The 16,242-nt window shown below is 53.9% G+C and carries 17 protein-coding genes; 12 read left to right on the top strand and 5 right to left on the bottom strand.

All coding sequences use genetic code 11. The annotated features are described in order from the left end of the window. Positions 1-15: 15 nt before the first annotated feature. Positions 16-936, bottom strand: a complete 921-nt coding sequence (locus tag Mal52_RS09445) for an ATP-binding response regulator (RefSeq protein ID WP_145375628.1) — start codon at positions 934-936, stop codon at positions 16-18. A 229-nt stretch (positions 937-1,165) separates the two neighbouring features. Beyond that, positions 1,166-4,798, bottom strand: a complete 3,633-nt coding sequence (locus Mal52_RS09440; protein WP_197534777.1) for a PAS domain S-box protein — start codon at positions 4,796-4,798, stop codon at positions 1,166-1,168. A 246-nt stretch (positions 4,799-5,044) separates the two neighbouring features. Between Mal52_RS09440 and Mal52_RS09435 the strand changes: the two genes are divergently transcribed. The 12 genes from Mal52_RS09435 (at position 5,045) to Mal52_RS09385 (ending at position 11,265) form a co-directional block, all read left to right on the top strand. Beyond that, positions 5,045-5,950: a carbon-nitrogen hydrolase family protein gene (locus Mal52_RS09435; protein WP_145375624.1), complete on the top strand. Its 906-nt coding sequence runs from the start codon at positions 5,045-5,047 to the stop codon at positions 5,948-5,950. 44 nt (positions 5,951-5,994) lie between these two features. Next, a complete protein-coding gene (locus Mal52_RS09430) occupies positions 5,995-6,537 on the top strand; it encodes a DUF4274 domain-containing protein (RefSeq protein ID WP_145375622.1) in 543 nt (180 codons plus the stop codon). A 269-nt stretch (positions 6,538-6,806) separates the two neighbouring features. After that, positions 6,807-7,271 (top strand): SMI1/KNR4 family protein, encoded by a 465-nt coding sequence (locus Mal52_RS09425; RefSeq protein ID WP_145375620.1) that lies wholly within the window; start codon positions 6,807-6,809, stop codon positions 7,269-7,271. Positions 7,272-7,275: 4 nt separating this feature from the next. Next, positions 7,276-7,698 (top strand): secondary thiamine-phosphate synthase enzyme YjbQ, encoded by a 423-nt coding sequence (locus tag Mal52_RS09420; RefSeq protein WP_145375618.1) that lies wholly within the window; start codon positions 7,276-7,278, stop codon positions 7,696-7,698. 2 nt (positions 7,699-7,700) lie between these two features. Next, positions 7,701-7,976, top strand: a complete 276-nt coding sequence (locus Mal52_RS09415; protein ID WP_145375616.1) for a hypothetical protein — start codon at positions 7,701-7,703, stop codon at positions 7,974-7,976. A 73-nt stretch (positions 7,977-8,049) separates the two neighbouring features. Beyond that, complete coding sequence (locus Mal52_RS09410) at positions 8,050-8,562, top strand: REP-associated tyrosine transposase (RefSeq protein WP_145375614.1); 513 nt, start codon at positions 8,050-8,052, stop codon at positions 8,560-8,562. After that, entirely contained in the window at positions 8,562-8,723 is a 162-nt protein-coding gene (locus tag Mal52_RS29680) for a VOC family protein (protein ID WP_197534776.1), read from the top strand. Before Mal52_RS09410 ends, Mal52_RS29680 begins: the two co-directional genes overlap by 1 nt. Next, positions 8,720-9,055 (top strand): HEAT repeat domain-containing protein, encoded by a 336-nt coding sequence (locus Mal52_RS09405; protein WP_197534775.1) that lies wholly within the window; start codon positions 8,720-8,722, stop codon positions 9,053-9,055. The genes Mal52_RS29680 and Mal52_RS09405 overlap by 4 nt, the downstream gene beginning before the upstream one ends. Positions 9,056-9,243: 188 nt before the next feature. Beyond that, positions 9,244-9,558, top strand: a complete 315-nt coding sequence (locus tag Mal52_RS09400; protein ID WP_145375612.1) for a hypothetical protein — start codon at positions 9,244-9,246, stop codon at positions 9,556-9,558. Positions 9,559-9,565: 7 nt separating this feature from the next. Further along, positions 9,566-9,922 carry a VOC family protein gene (locus Mal52_RS09395; protein ID WP_145375610.1) on the top strand — a complete coding sequence of 119 codons (357 nt, stop codon included), beginning with the start codon at positions 9,566-9,568 and terminating at the stop codon, positions 9,920-9,922. A 93-nt stretch (positions 9,923-10,015) separates the two neighbouring features. Next, on the top strand, positions 10,016-10,594 hold the full coding sequence (locus tag Mal52_RS09390) for a DNA-3-methyladenine glycosylase I (RefSeq protein ID WP_145375608.1): 579 nt from the start codon (positions 10,016-10,018) through the stop codon (positions 10,592-10,594). Positions 10,595-10,683: 89 nt separating this feature from the next. Beyond that, positions 10,684-11,265 (top strand): RNA polymerase sigma factor, encoded by a 582-nt coding sequence (locus Mal52_RS09385; RefSeq protein WP_145375606.1) that lies wholly within the window; start codon positions 10,684-10,686, stop codon positions 11,263-11,265. 80 nt (positions 11,266-11,345) lie between these two features. Here the strand turns inward: Mal52_RS09385 and Mal52_RS09380 are convergent, their stop codons facing one another. The 3 genes from Mal52_RS09380 to Mal52_RS09370 all read right to left on the bottom strand — a co-directional run bounded on the left by Mal52_RS09380 (position 11,346) and on the right by Mal52_RS09370 (position 16,122). Then, positions 11,346-12,578, bottom strand: coding sequence for a transporter (locus tag Mal52_RS09380; protein WP_145375604.1), 1,233 nt, complete (start codon positions 12,576-12,578; stop codon positions 11,346-11,348). Between the two features lie 273 nt (positions 12,579-12,851). Continuing rightward, complete coding sequence (locus Mal52_RS09375; protein ID WP_231962578.1) at positions 12,852-13,607, bottom strand: response regulator; 756 nt, start codon at positions 13,605-13,607, stop codon at positions 12,852-12,854. 553 nt (positions 13,608-14,160) lie between these two features. Next, on the bottom strand, positions 14,161-16,122 hold the full coding sequence (locus Mal52_RS09370; RefSeq protein WP_145375602.1) for a tetratricopeptide repeat protein: 1,962 nt from the start codon (positions 16,120-16,122) through the stop codon (positions 14,161-14,163). Positions 16,123-16,242: the final 120 nt, after the last annotated feature.

Raw genomic sequence — 16,242 nt, 5'->3', positions numbered from 1 at the left:
ATTCGAGGATCCTCCCTACTCTTGGCCCTCGGCCAATTCGACCGAATCCTCCGGTTCGCGGGACTTGATCAATGTGACTTCGTTCCCTTTGTCGTTGTAGGTGACTTCATCGGCGAAGGCCTGCATCAGCATAACGCCGCGTCCGCCCGGTTTTTCCAAGTTGGCAGCATCGGTGGGATCGGGCAGCAAGGCTGGATCGAAGCCGGGACCTTCGTCGCGAATGGTAAAGATCGCTTGGCCGCGCGTCATCTGCACCCGCACATGAATCCGCCGATCCTGGTAAGGGGATTGTTTGGTCCGCTCTTGAGCGAGCGCATAAAACGCCTTGTGATCTTTTTCTCGCAATTCCGCTTCAAGCTCTAAATTGCCGTGATAAAAAGCGTTCACCAAGGCTTCTTCGATGGCGATCCCGACTTGAATTCTTTCGGATTGCCCACAAACGCCCATGCGGATGATCGTTTTTTGCAGATGGTTCACTAGCGAAGAGATCAGCGGCAGTTCGTTTTCAAGCACGTACGACGTATCGAGCGACGTGATTTTGCGAGCCAGCCGCGTGTCCGAACGATCTTGCTGTGAAGCGGACGTCACGCGGTTGATGATCTCCATCAGATCCTGCGCCAACTTCCGTTTAGGAACGTAACTCACAGCGCCACAATGCAGGGCCTTTACGGCGATCTCTTCGCTGCCTTGCGCGGTCATTAAAACCACGGGGATCAGCGGGTAGAGTGTTTTGACCTGTTTGACGAGCTCCAACCCGTCCATGTTGGGCATCTGCATGTCGGTGAGGACGATATCGGGGATGTGCAACTCGATCTGCTCGAGAGCGTCGACACCATCCTCGGCATAGTAAATCGTGGCATCCAATGTTTTCTCCAACAAGCCTCCCGCCAATCGCCGATCGACTGCTGAGTCATCCACGACCAAAATGCTTGTCATGCGTTTGCTCCTGTTGTGTTTTCGTCACCGTAGATCCGTCTGGGTTGCCGCTGTTGCGCCGTAATTGGCGACACAAACTGACAATGCTGCCACTTCTGCTGCAACGTTTCATCCTGCTGCTGAAGATTCTATCGGAAACCGCCGTAAATTTCAGGTCCATCACTGGCCTCAAGTTTACATGTTACTCCCGTACAAGCAATCCCGTTAATAACGACCGGCAGATACCTCCTTAAGGATCGCCCAGAGAATCCGGATTGACAATAAAAGCTTTCAGTTCTTTTAGGACGTTGGCGATCATCGGCTTCAACCCCTCATAAATTTCCGCTGCTTTGATAAGGTTTCCCTCCCCGGCTGTGGCTTCCATCGTGGCGGCGACTTCCATCGGGGCAACAGCGCCAAACATTCGCATGCCGCCTTTGATGGTATGCGCGGCGCGGCTGAGTTCGCGGCTATCACCCGAAGCGATCGATGAATCGACAAGTGCTTCCAATTGCGGGCATTCCTCAACAAATGCGGAAGCCACAATTTGCAATAGGTCTCGATCCTGATCCACGTTTTCCAGCGCCACCGACCAATCGGGCGAACCGTTCGACTGCGGGACGGTTTTGGCTGTCTGTTCAGGCTCAGCAGCGGATTGCGAGCTTTGGCCGACTAAGGATTCCATGGCGGCGAATAACTCACGGCCGCGGACCGGTTTTGCAAGATAGGCATCCATACCCGCCTCCAGACAATGTTCCTTGTCCCCTTTCATGGCCTGCGCGGTCATGGCGATAATGGGGACATGCTGCCCGGTGCCCTCTTCGCGTTTGCGAATGGCACGCGTCGCCTCCAACCCGTCCATCTCCGGCATTTGCACATCCATGAGGATCAAATCAAAGTCGCGGATTTTTGAGACTTCGACCGCCTCTTTGCCGTTGTTTGCCACGATGACATTGTGTTCTTGTTTCTGCAATAACCCCAACGCCAGTTTTTGGTTATACGGACTGTCCTCGACCAATAACACATTCAAACGACGGATGGGGGTTGGTTCGTGATCCCCCAAGTCCCCCACGACGATGTCGACGCCTGTTCCATCCATGACTGCTAAAATTGTATCCAACAACTCCGATTGATTGAGCGGCTTCATCAAATAGGCTGTTGCGCCAACTTGCTCGCAACGTGCGACATCGGCAGAACGGTCCCCAGGGCTGAGCATCATAATCAGGGGCGGTTTGCTTCGGCCGAATTGGCTCATGATGGTTTCGCACAAATTGAAACCATCCAGACCAGGCATATGGGCATCAACTAAATACAAGTTGTGCGGTTGCTGCAACTGCATGGCATGGTCCAGCAACGGAATTGCCTCTTCGCCATTCGCCGCAAGATCCGGTTGAATCCCCCAGCTTTCGAGGGTGTCGCGTATCGAATTGAGATTGGCTTTGTTGTCGTCGACGACCAGCATGCGCAACCCCTGCAAATCCGCACTCCCTGTGTCAACCGCAATGCGCGGATCGGTGAGCGTGCCGAAACTTGCGGTGAAATGAAACGTGGTTCCCTCTCCTGGTTCGCTTTCGACCCAGATTCGCCCTCCCAGGAGTTCCACCAGTCGGGCGGAAATCGCCAACCCCAGTCCCGTGCCACCGAACTTGCGCGCCATGGAACTATCCAACTGTTCAAAGGCCCCAAAGATGTGCCTTTGTTTTTCAACGGGGATGCCTTCTCCCGTGTCACTGACGGCAACATGGATGACAACTTTTCGATTGCCAGTCGATTCGGTCCCCACTCGAACCACGACTTGGCCCGCACCGGTGAATTTGATGGCGTTGCCGATCAGATTGACCAAGATCTGCCGCAAACGGGATTGGTCGCCGATGATGCGTTCCGGGACGCCGGGGAGGATATGAGTGACCAACTCCAACCCGTTTTGGTGAGCCTGAACGGCCAGCGCCTTCATTGCCCCACCGACGCAATCCCGCAGACCGAATTCCACCTTTTCGATTTCGAGTTTTCCCGCCTCGATTTTGGAAAAGTCCAAGATGTCGTTGATGAGTTTCAACAACGCTTCGGACGAATCCAAGACGATCGACAGGTATTCCCGTTGTTCGCGGGTGAGCGTCGTATCGAGTACCAATTCCGACATGCCGATAATCGCATTCATCGGGGTGCGGATTTCGTGGCTCATATTGGCCAGAAAATTTCCTTTGGCCCGATTGGCTGCATCCGCTGCACGGAGCGCGACTTGGAGTTCGGCCTCGACCTGCTTTTGCTCGGTCATGTCGACGATAAAACTTATCGCTTCTTGCCAATGCTCCGAAAGTGCCGTCACGCCGACAAGTACCGGAATGCGACTGCCGTCTTTGCGAATGTATTCCTTTTCCCAGGGAACGCAGACCTCATTCTTCTTTAATTCCGCCAATGCGCGATTGTCGGCTTCATAATACTCCGGGGGCGTCAAATGCTTCCAGCGAATCCGACCATCTTCCAAATCCTCGCGTGTATATCCGACCATCTCCAAAAACAGATCGTTGGCCTCTTCAATCCGTTTGTTCAAATCGGTCACAACGATGCCAATGATGTTTGATTCCACCAAGCGGCGAAAGCGGTCGTTACTGTGCCGCAGTTCTTCCTGAATCTTTCGACGGCGGGTGATATCCTCTGCCACGCCGGCGATGCGATAGACGTTTCCCCCTTCATCGTGGACGGGAAATCCGCGATCCCGAATCCAACGGATTTCACCGTCAGGCCGCAGGATGCGATATTGTTCGTCGTAGACGCTGGTCGTCGACCGACTTCTGAACGCGATCTCCACGCGTTCACGATCCTCCTCAACAATCGAATGCAACCATTGCAATGGATTTTGGTAGAGATCGTCGGTCGATTTCCCCCAAATCTCCGTATAGGCCGGGCTGACATAGATCATTTCATCGCCGTCGAGCGACGTAATCCAAAAGACCTCGCGGATATTCTCCGCTAATTGGCGAAACCGGGCTTCGCTGACACGGGCTGCTTCTTCGGCGCGTTTTTTGTCTGAGACATCCCAGAAAACGCCTTGCACGCCGACGATATTCCCGTCCGCATCCCAGACCGGGGCTTTGAGAACGTGCACATAAATCGTCTCGCCATCGGGACCGCGGTTTTCTTCCACGTCCTCGTACATCTCGCCGGTTCTTAACACATTGGCATCGTCGGCGGTGAATTTGTCCGCCAACTCTTTGGGAAACAGATCGTAGTCGGTTTTGCCGATGAACTCGTCCATCGTGATGCCCAGCAGGTCACAACAGCGCTGGTTACCAAATACGACACGTCCTCGAAGATCCTTGCAGAAAAAATGCAACGGCAAACTTTCCACCAACGACTGATAGCGGGCCTCGGTATGCCGCAAAAGGTTCGCTTGTTCGACCTGATAGGCGGACTCGATGATTGCCAAATCCATGTCCAGAATTTTGCTCAGCGACTCGACCGTTGCCGCAAAGCGTGCGGAGTCTTCACTACAACATTCCGCCAACACGCGAATCAAGGCGATGCGGACCCGCGACAATCCGCTCGTGGTCTGAAATTCATCCAAGCCGAACGCCACATGCTGCGCGCCGAACTGAAACCTTCGCTCAACATAGGGGAGGTCATAAGGTCCGGTGCAAAATTCGCCCAACCAATTTCTCAACTCGGCTGCTAGATTGTCGATCTCGCGCAATGAAAATCGCGCCGAGTCGTCCGGATTCAAATGCCGCCCCAACCCGTTGCGGAACCGGTCGACGATCGCCGGGATGTGTTGCGTTAGCGGCTCGCGCAGGTCTCCGAGCCGCTCTTCGTCGGCGTTGCTCCAACCTACATCGGCCTGTAACTTTCGATATTGATCGAAGAGTTGCGAAAGTTCGGGCGACATCTGTTTGGTCATCCTCGTAATTGACGTCTCGTCCCGTATGTTTTTTGACTTGGGAAATTCCGGCAGAGTGAAAAGAGAGGCGGATTGCCGGTTCTCCGATTGTTGATGGTACACTGACACCTTGCAGCTAGCAAAGCGAAATCGCCGGCGCGGACAATTTGTATCAATGAGTTATAATGCATCCGCCGCGCTTCACTGCCAATTTTGCCCCTCCTTTTGATGCCAACCACTGGAGTTCACGAATCCATGCGGGACCAAGTACGCATAGCCGCTGTTGCCGTCGATACCGTACCCGGCGACACAACAGCCAACATCAATCGCCTCGAATCCTGGACCGCCCGCGCTGCGGATCAAGGGGCGGAATTGGTGTTGTTCCAAGAATTGTCGCTGACCGGTTTTATTCCCAACCACCCCACGGGCAACCACGAGCAGTGGCTCCGCACAGCCCTGTCCGCCGCCCGCCGCTCCGCACAACCGTTAAATGGTCCCGCCGTTACCCAACTCACCGATATCGCCCGCGCAAAAAATATACTCATCGCGACAGGCATGCTCGAAGATGCGGGAAACCTGCTGTACAACACGCACATTCTCGTCGGCCCCGACGGGTTGTTGGGGCATTGGCGAAAGATGCACATCCCCATGTTCGAGATGCCGTTTTATAACGGCGGCGGCGCGCCGCAGGTCGTCGACACGCCGTTGGGCCGCATCGGCGCCAACATCTGTTTCGACGCCCTGCTCCCCGAATCAACGCGACTGTTGGCAGTGCAGAATGCGGAGATCGTCCTCTTCCCCTTCGCCGCCGACCCACCACCACGCACCGTCGAAGGCTGGGCCGATTGGGCGGGTACCGCGCTCAAAGCCCGCTGCGCAGAAAACGGCGTATTCGGCATCGCCTGCAACTACGTCGGCCATGTGGAGTGCGCCGGTGTGGAGCAAAACTTCCCCGGCGGCGGCATGGCGATCGGTCCGCGTGGTGAAGTACTAGCTGGCTGGGAAGCAAAAACCGACGAACCCGGAATGCTGATTGTGGATCTTACCAATGATGACCTACGTGCAGCACGGGCGGAGCCGGAATATTTGTTTCGCTTTCGGCGTCCGGAGTTGTATGGGACGTTGGCATACCCCCCGGCAGAGCCGGGGGCTGGGGGTTGATTGTGTTTGCGTTTGAATTAGCTTTTGCGTTTAAAGGGCAATGAATGCGTGATCCTGAGAGAATCGACCGTGTACTGAACTCAATCCGAGAGGCATGGATAGAAACTCCAGACTGGCGATTGGGGCAGTTGTTGGTCAATGCCATTAAACCGAGCGAACCGTGCCCGGAGATCTTTTACATTGAAGACTCAAAACTGGAAAGGCTCGTGACCCGCCTCAACATAACCACAGGAAACCAGATGCAGACGCCCTCCCAGAAGCACGAGTGGGTGCGCCAATACATTTGGGATGATGGATTGGGTCCGATCTGGCCCATTGTGGACAACGAGAAGACCGAATTTGCGACAGCATTGATGATTTACTGGCGGATGGAAGGCCCTTGGTTCAAGGGAAGTCTTTCAGACGATGCCAAGCGACTCCATGACACGGTTGCAGAGCGATTGCTCGGTGGTTTTTACTCAAACCGAAATTTGCAATATTTTCCAATTGAGGATAATCAATTATCAAAAACTCAAGTATACAAGCTCCGAAAAAGCGGGCTCCCAAGTGAGCTTTTCGAACCCGATTATCCTGTTTCAGGTGAGTAGAGGGAGCGAGAGGCACGGGCGAAATTGGAGTATTTGTTTCGCTTCCGACAGCCGGAGTTGTATAGGACGCTGGCCCGTGAATAATGTTTTTTAGCGTTCGCATTATTTTTTGCGTTTAAAGCGTGATGGTTCTGCTGGGCACCGTAGCTCTTTCTCTATGGTCGTGTTGGCCACCCCATTCACCCTGCCTTGTGGCGTGTTGTTCCCTTATAATCATTGTGAGCCAGGCAGCAGGGTGAACGCAATTTGGACTCAAGGGTACGGAGAGCATGACAGAGCGAGAGGATGTTCGAGGCCAGATCGCCAAGGTCGCTGAAATCCTTGTGCGTGACGGAGTAGCAACCGAGAACACCATCAGGGGATGTTCAGCCACGGAGATCGAGGAAGTCCAAGCAGACGTTGGACGCCCTCTTCCGCTGGCTTACCGTGAGTTTCTCGCTAAGATGGGCCGCGGAGCGGGTGACTTCTACGTCGGCACTGACATTTTCTATCCGACCTTGCTCGGGATCACTGAAGCCGCCCACGAATTGGTCGCTGAGGATGAAGCTGGCATCGTTCTTCCCAAAGACGCTATCGCCTTCATGATGCATCAAGGATACCAGTTCATGTTTGTCCGGACTGATGAAGGCGACGACCCACCAGTCTACTACTACATGGAAATCAGTGGCGAGTTCGTAAAGAAGGCCGACAAACTGACCCAGTTCCTTATAGACGTAGCTCAAGATGAGTGGTGAACCAATGAAATCGAAAACCGAATACCTAACCTTCAACATCCCCGCACGGATGGACTTTCTAAATATCACCCCCGACGTCGAGCAGATCGTGCGGGACAGCGGGGTGCAGGAGGGGTTGTGTTTGGTGAATGCCATGCACATCACCGCCAGCGTGTTTATCAACGATGACGAACCGGGCCTGCATCACGACTACAAAAAATGGCTGGAAGACCTCGCCCCCTTCGACGCTTCGCCTCAGCGCTACCACCACAACCGCACCGGCGAAGACAATGCCGATGCACATATGAAGCGGCAGATCATGGGCCGCGAAGTCGTCGTAGCGATCACCGCTGGCAAACTGGACTTTGGGCCGTGGGAGCAGATTTTCTACGGCGAGTTTGATGGGCGGCGGGCGAAGCGGGTGTTGGTGAAGGTGATTGGGGAATAGCCATGCAAATCGAACATGTCCGATCGTATGAAGACTTGGAACGCTACTTGCGAGAGTTCACCAATTTTTCTGGTGATCCTGTCCCATACGATTTCATTGGTGCATTCCACCTGTTTCTTGCGATCCTTGACAACCTTGCGAACCACAGCATTGAAGCTGATTTCGAACCCCTTGAAGAAGACCCCCAGTTGCTGACAGACGAGCAATGCAAGTTTCTTGGAAAGCTCGGACGGATTGCGTTATCGCTTGATGGAGCGAAAATGAACGAAAGCGGGTAGCCGCGATTGCGTAAGCAATCGGGGTGCCGCAGGCACAAGAAGCAGCAATTTACGCGTTCAATTGGTGCAAAAAATGTCCAACCCCAGAAAAGTCTACGACCAAGAACTTTACGCACATTTCGTCACGTTCTCCTGCTACAAACGGCGTCAACTCCTAACACTCGAAACCCCCAAACGGATCGTGCTGGGCACATTAAACAATTCCCTACACGTCCAACAAGCAAAATGCATCGGCTTTGTCATCATGCCCAATCACGTGCATGCAATTGTCTGGTTCCCGGAGCCGGGACAACTCAGTAGTTTCATGCAAACGTGGAAACGACGATCAAGTGAACAGATTTCGAAATGGTACCAGCAAGAGAAAATTGAGTATTTCAAGACCATAGATGGCGATCCCGTATGGCAACCGAAATATCATTCGTTTGAAATCTACTCGGATTCAAAATTGGAAGAGAAGTTGAACTACATGCACGAGAATCCGGTGCGGGCCGGTTTGGTCGGGCGCGCCATCGACTGGCGTTGGAGTTCGGCACGGCATTATATTGAGGGGAGATCGGTGGGTGTGTCGATTGAGTGGGTGTTTTGATGCTAGCTTTTTGGTCGGGAACGCGTGAATTGCGGCTTCTTGTGCCTGCAGGCACACCGATTGCTTCGCAATCGCTGCCACCAGTCAAGGAAACAGAATGGGGCAAACGGGCGGTCGTGCGGGATCCGGATGGTCGGGCGGTGCAGTTGTATCAGAAATGAAAAATCAATTTCCCGGTTTCAAACGCTGCATGGCGATGATGCGAAGTCGCGATCCGCACGAGCAAGAGGATGGCTTTCATTGGTTGCTGCCGCGAGCTGGGGATCATGTCGATGAATTGATTGATACCTTCATTCTCGAAGACGACCACGGACTGCGTTGCTGGCTACTGGAATTGCTGGGCGAAGCAAAATCGGCCAAGTGCTTTGATCTCTTTGCCGCACATCTCAGCAGCAGCGATCAAAGCCTGCGGTCTTGGGCGGTGCGAGGTCTTGAAATGTTGAACACGAAACCAGCAAGAACCTTGTTGTGGAAGGCAAAACTGCCTGATTGAGATGAATCCAGGAAACCAGCCTCGACAAACGAGCAAGTAGCCCCAATCGCTGCCCCCAGACCCTTCTGCCAAGAAATCGCCAATATTGGGGCACAAATCACGAATACCTAGGTAAACATTAGCTGCCGCACGCTTCTTTCTGCGAATCGACAACAACAAAGTCTCGCCAAGCTCTTAGGAGAATCGATATGAGAAACATCCAAACCTATCTTGCTGGTGGCCTGGTGCTACTATGTTCTGTGATGCTTGCTGGACTGGGCTATTTCGCCTTCATTTTTCCGCGGACCACGCTGGTTTGGGCCCAAGAGGAGCGCGCCCTATCCACCACCGAACAGTCCCTTGTCGATCTCAGCGAGCTGAGCATGTCCTCCGGCCATAAAATTATTCTGCCATTGCTGTTGGTCTTCATCGGAAGCGTGTATTGGGCCATCCGTACACGCAACGGACAGGGTATTGCGATCGAAGTCGCTGCCGCACACGACTCAAACGATTCCAAATCATAAATCTAAAATGACGTCACCGACTTTCAAACTTCTGGTTATCAAAACCCATCGCAAGCAAGAACTGCGACGGTTTTACGAGACGCTCGGCTGTACGTTCGTCGAGGAACAACACGGTCGGGGTCCCTTGCACTTGGCGGCGGAAATCGGCGAGGCTATTTTTGAAATTTATCCGCTGCCCGATGAAACATCACCGGTGGACACGACAACCCGACTGGGGTTTGATGTTACTGATCTCGACGGAGTTGTCGATAAATTAAAGACTGGGCAGTCAGAAATCGTCACAGCGGTCAAGGAAACAGCGTGGGGAAAACGAGCGGTTGTGCGTGACCCGGATGGACGGTCAGTGGAGTTGTATCAACAGTAATTGAATGAGACGGATAAGCGCGATTGCTACGCAATCGCTGCCACCCTGCTAATACTAGAATTTGTAGCCAAAGTAATTACGGAAATCCAGAACATGCCCCAACGTTGCCAATGGGCCGGCGAAGATCCGCTCATGGTCGCTTATCACGATGAAGAATGGGGCGTGCCGCTGCGCGATGATCGGCGGTTGTTTGAACTGTTGATTCTCGAAGGCGCGCAGGCCGGGCTGAGTTGGCGGACGATTTTGCATAAACGCGAGAACTATCGCCGCTTGTTCGACGGATTCGATCCGGTGAAAATCGCCCGTTATCGTGACGCCAAAGTCAAGAAGCTGCTGGCTGATGCGGGGATTGTGCGCAATCGGTTGAAGGTGGCGGCGACGATTCAAAATGCGAAGTCATTGCTCGAATTGCAGAAAAGCGGGACGTCGTTTTCTGAGTTTTTATGGCAATTTGTCGACGACCAACCGATCCACAACCATTGGAAGTCGCTCAGTGATCTTCCGGCAAAAACTGATGTGTCGGATGCGATGAGCAAAGAACTGAAGGTGCGGGGCTTTAAATTCGTCGGTTCAACGATTTGCTATGCTTTTATGCAGGCGGCAGGCATGGTCAACGACCATGAGACCAGCTGCTACCGACACCGCCAAATCACGGCCGAAGATCGGGGATGATTTCCTGCGGGCAGCTGTGATATGATGGATGACTGTGCGGAATTGCCAATCGGGCCACCAGGGCAGTGTCGGGGAAGGAAAACTGGGGAATGACGGAAAACAGTACGGACTTGGTCGATCGCTGGCGCGGTGGCGATCAGGATGCAGCGACGCAATTGCATCAACGCTACGGCGAGCGGCTGGTAATGTTGGCTCGAAAACGGCTTTCCAACAAATTCCAGGGGCGACTCGATCCGGAGGACGTTGTGCAGTCGGTGTTCCGCACAATGTTTCGCCGCACACAGGCGGGCAGTTTCGAATTTCAGAAAGATGACGACTTCTGGAAATTGATGGTCACCATCACGCTCAACAAGGTCCGCAACAAAGTCCGCGGAAAAAAACGGGACCCCGACCGCGAACGGAACCAGTTCGACGACACACTAGCCGCCGTCATGTGCCGTGATCCGGGGACGCTGGACCTCGTGGCATTCACCGATTTTTTGGGTGAAATCCAAAAACGACTTTCACCGATCGAACAGCAATTGCTGACATTGCGATTGGAAGGCTACACACAAGAAGAGATCGCCGAGCAGAACGAAGTCGACGTGCGGACGGTCCGTCGAAGATTGACCAGCATTCGCGAAAAAGTTTCTTCCATGGCGGCCGAATCGGGTGATATTGATATCGTGTAAACCCAACACAAAGACCAAAAAAAGCGACCGGCGAAATTCTCGTCGGTCGCTTTTTTATTTTCTTCAACACCGCACGCTTGTTAAAAGAACATGCGGTATTCCGCTCGCAGGATGTCTTGGTACCAGCGTTCGCCGGTCAGGGCGCGGCCGTAGCCGATGTAGATGGAGTCGCGTTGCTTCGTCGGATCACATGTGTCTTTGCCAAAACCGATGCGGACGCCGAACTTGCCGTTGACGATTGTGTCGCCGCTGGCATCGACCGGGCCGATGAGGCGTCCCGAGGACGCGTAGTCCGTTTTTTGTCCATCCAATACCGACCAACCGACGAACTCGGCCACCGGGGCGACGCTCAAACTGGAGTTGTCCACGACCGCGTATGCAGCACCGATGCCGTAGCTGAGCACGTTGCCGGCAAAGTCGCGGCCGTTTCGCGGATTGACTCCACCTTGAATCGGAATCCAATCTTTGAGCTCCGCTTCAATCGTCCAGCGGTCAGCCGGTTGCGTCAAAAACAACAAGCCTGGTTCGATGCTGGCGTGGCCGGCGGTGAGCCATTTGTCGGGGTCGCCGACGGCGATGTAGTTTTTCAATTGGAACGTCAAAATCGTGGTGTCGGTTTCATACAACGCCCATTTGAAACCGGCGTTGAGGTCGCCGAAGCCGCTGGTGTTGGGACCGGGACCGGGCACGCCCGAAGGGTTATTCAAAATGATCGGCGCTTCGATGAACAACGACAGATCATCCATCACAAGTTGTTCGTAATACAGTTTGAAAAACTGGGCATCGATGTTGTCGTTCGGTCCCATGTCGCGGGGAGGTGTTTTTCCGCCAAAGACCGTCCAGGTGCTATAAAAATATTCGGCGCGGTCGGCGCGGTTGAAGCCGTAAGCCGAGTCGTAACGGAAGCGAAGTTGTGTCTCCACGATCGCCGGATCGATGTATCCACCGTTGGCAGCCACGGTCCGCGCGCTGGGAACCAATCCGCTCGGCGCGTTGCTGAAGTTGTATTGCGGCGCTGCCGGCGGAGCGGTGTTGCTCAGCGGTTGCGGCGGCGTTTCGGGAGCGGTGTAAGGAGTGCTCGGCGCGCACGAAGCTTGAGGCACACAGGGGTAACCGCCGGCTTGATAGTTGGCTTGCACAGCAGCAAACGGGCTGTCGGGCCGCGTCTGAAAATGCGCCGCCAAGGTGCCCGGTCGCTGCCCGCGCACCTGAGGATAACCCGCGGCCAACAACGCATCGCCGGTCGTCGCACAGACGCAAACCGCGACGGTCAATTGCCAAATTCGCAACGAAGTCAAACAGCGCGAACTCATTTCTGCACCCCCCATTTCAGCCGGCCGAAAAGACATGCCCTCGTCGCCACCCGCTGCAAAAACGGATCAGGGGCGAAACATAATGACGAGGCATCATTGGTAAAGCTTCGGCAAGAACCCCCGCCCAGCGCAGCAGAAAACCCCGAGCCGCTATCTCATTAGAGGACTCACAACGGTCGCCAGGATCACAGCGATCAACGAAACTGAGGCGAGTAGTAAAGCGGCGCAAGGTTTACGGGGGGGGAGGCGACTCCACTGCGCAGAATGATGTGCTCAACCAATAGTCGGCACGATCATGTCCTCGTGCCAGAATTCGCGCAGATCCGAGACCAACTCTAGAAACTTGCCAAGATCAACGGGCTTGGTCAAATACGCTTCCACCTCCAAACGTTCGCTTTCGAGTCGGTCCTCCTCGGAAGTAGAAACTGTCATCACCACAACCGGAATACAGCGAAGCTTGTCATCCGATTTGATGTCGGCCAGCACTTTTCGCCCGTCGATTTTTGGTAAACCCAAATCGAGAAGAATCAGATCCGGCCGGGGGGAATGGCGGTATTTTCCGCACTGGTGCAAAAACTCGAGTGCTTCTTGACCGTCGGTGAGCCATGTTAAGCGGTGCTCGACTTTCCCTTGCCGTAAGGCCATCATTGTGATGCGGGCAAATGTCAAACTATCCTCGACCATCAAGATTTCCATCGGCCTAGCGGTTGTCGGCTTCTGCGCGATGCTGTCGTCATGGGCAACTTGAGATTGGAATTCACTGTCGTACGAATTGTCGGCGAACAATGGGTCCAACTCGTCAATCGACGGATCATCCATGATCGGGGAGAGAACCCAATGCGGGATGCGAAACACCTGCCACAGCAGCCACTTCATATCTTCGAGTGATGGTTCTCGAGATAAACGAAATCCCTCGCGTTCTAGGACATCGACAATGAGTGTCGTGAGACTTTGTCTTCGACCATCAATCCGGACTCGTTTCAATTCCGAAAAAATAAGATGCCTGAGAAGGGAACGTTGGTTAGACATCTGGATACCTCCTTGACAACCCCAAAACAATAAGTTGTTGGGGTGTGATTGGTTCCAAGATGCTTCCGTGCATAAGAAAACCCCCAGCTACCGTGGACCAGCGGGGGTGTGAAATAGCAATTAACGAGGTGCGTCTCAAGTAAATTTGACAGGAGATTCAATCCTATGTTGCTCTAGGCCCGTGAGCAAGAAGGGCTTACCCCAATGTTTTGCCGGAAGCAGCAAGGCTGCCTAATCAAGGAGATGGGAGAGCTTCTCACCGACAGTTCGCCGCAAACTGCTTATATACAAGAACAATTCTGCAGTCTTCGAACGGCCTGCCACGGCAGTTCACATGTTTTCAAATCCTGAACGCCCCACGGGTGACGCACTAATCGTTGGTGAATGTGACCCCGGCAACGATGCGGCGAAAGAAGAGGATTTCGTTTCCTCAGAATTCACGCCGACACAGTTCGACTGCCTCTGACAGTGTTGGTGGGAGTCCTTCAGAATTCTCTGCGGAAGGGTAGAGCTGCGGGATTCGTGAACGATTGCGGCTCTCAGACTGACAACATCAATCCTTCTTTGTGTCGGAGTCACTTAGGCGTTTTTGAATTTTCTGCAAGATTTTTCGGTGTTGCAGACTCTTCTCCTGATCGCCGAGGCGCGCGTACAATTGCGCGGCGAAACCGCGAAGTTTCAGTTGTGTTGGGTCGAGTCGCAAGCCACGTTCGGCGACCTTCACAGCATCCTGCAGATGACCGGTATTCGCTAGAATTGCCGCGTAGGGGCCGAAAATTGTGCCATCCCATTGATTGACTTCGAGATAGCTTTCGAAACTACGTCGTCCCTTGTCTAGCATGCCGGTTTGCAGCGCCATCATGCCATGGTTCTTGAGGCTCAATTCGTGATGCGGATCGACCTGCAGAGCGGCTTCAAGCCAACGCATTGCTTTCGCATCATTGCGCGTGACGCAATAAAATACGCCCAAACTACTCGATACCTCGACATCATACGGGTCGTGTCGCAACGCCTCTTCCAGTGCTGCAATGGCTTGGAGCGTGAGTCGTTGGTCTGATTCCTGCATTGCCTGTTCCGCCAGTGCCAGAGCTTTGGCTCGCTGTACTACCCACTGCGGCATACGTTGGTCGCTGTTGTCGAATATTGACCACGCCACGCCTCGGTTTGATTCCTGCGCCACATCATTCTTGGTTGGAGGCTTCCGTAAAATACGGTGGTCCGAAGCCGATGTATGTGGGATGTCGCTGGAACCGGACGATGGCAAATGACAATGCGCGCACGAATTGAGTGCGGGCGGTTGTTCACGTTCTTCGATGGGAAGCGAGCAACCGCGATCGGAATGACAGCTATTACAGCGCTCCCGATAGAATGCAGCTCGCTCCTCAGGTTTGGGAGAACGATGCGGATCATGACAAGTGGTGCACCGCATTTGCCCCTCAGAACCGCGAAAACAAGCACTCGATTCCATTTGCTCGACATGACTTAAAAACTCTGCGTTGCCATCTGCTGATACCTGCGCTGGCGAAACCATCACCGTCCAGATGTCTTCAGTCGCCATCCCAGGACGGAAGTCATGGTAGGTTTTGCCTTTTCGCAAGACGCGATGTTTTCCCCCCATATGACATTGGTAGCAGACACTGTCCGCGAGTCGCCCTTCGAGTTGAGCGGGATTCACGATCAGCATGTCTTCAGCAGACTTGTCGCCAGCCTCCCAATCGTCGGCTTGAAATTTTTCGACGTGCTGCTTTCCCGGTCCGTGGCAGCGTTCGCAACTGATTCCAAGTTCCGTAAACGGCTGTTCTTCGAAACGAGCTGAGGTTCCATCCCCGGTCGGAATGGAATGACCCGAGTGACACTGGACGCAGCCATCCAGGATACGGCGATTGAAGCGTTGAGCTGGGTTGTCATGATACCCCGGAGAGAGGTCCCAGATTCCTTTTTCGGTGTACCAGGTGATCGGGGACTCAAACATGACGCCGCCGTGGTTAATCAGATAGGTCCTGGCATTCTCACCAGAACCGACGGCATAGTCCACTTCTTCAGATTGTTCGTAAACCAGTTCGCCGTCGGAATCGGTCATGAATTCGGTGTGAATCATGCGGTCGCCATCGCGCTGGACTCGATAACGTCGCCCATGACTTTCGAATTCGGTGGAATCCCCCTCAACGCGTTCGATCGGAGAAGCATCAGCAACTGTGGCCAGCGTGTTTGCCATCGGGTGCTGCGAGTATGCTTCCACGATTTCGGCGTGACATTCGGCGCAAGTTTGGCTGCCGACATATTCACCCGAATGCCAATCACGCTGCGGATTGGGCATTGCGAGATCCTGAGGATCTTCGGTCTGCTTGGGCGGCTGCGGAGGTGGTTCATGACGAGGCATCAACAGATAGACGAATCCACCAATCAGCAGGCCCAAGATGGCGACACCAACGGCGGCCCCAAGGACGGACGGTTTTGCAGCGGGTTCCTCTGAGGAATGTGGTTCCGAGTGATCGGAGCCGTTTTGAACAGTCATATTTTGGCCCCGGCCGGATAGGTGATGTGACAGGCTTTCAGTTTACGAGATTCCGGAACCTGATTGTATCCGCCTTGAGGAATTCATGAAACTCGACGCGATGACAGAGTGCAGGAATTA

Origin of the sequence: Symmachiella dynata (genome assembly GCF_007747995.1) — a bacterium.
GTDB lineage: Bacteria > Planctomycetota > Planctomycetia > Planctomycetales > Planctomycetaceae > Symmachiella > Symmachiella dynata.
Note: the sequence above shows the minus strand (reverse complement) of the source record. Positions and strands in the feature narration are given on the sequence as shown.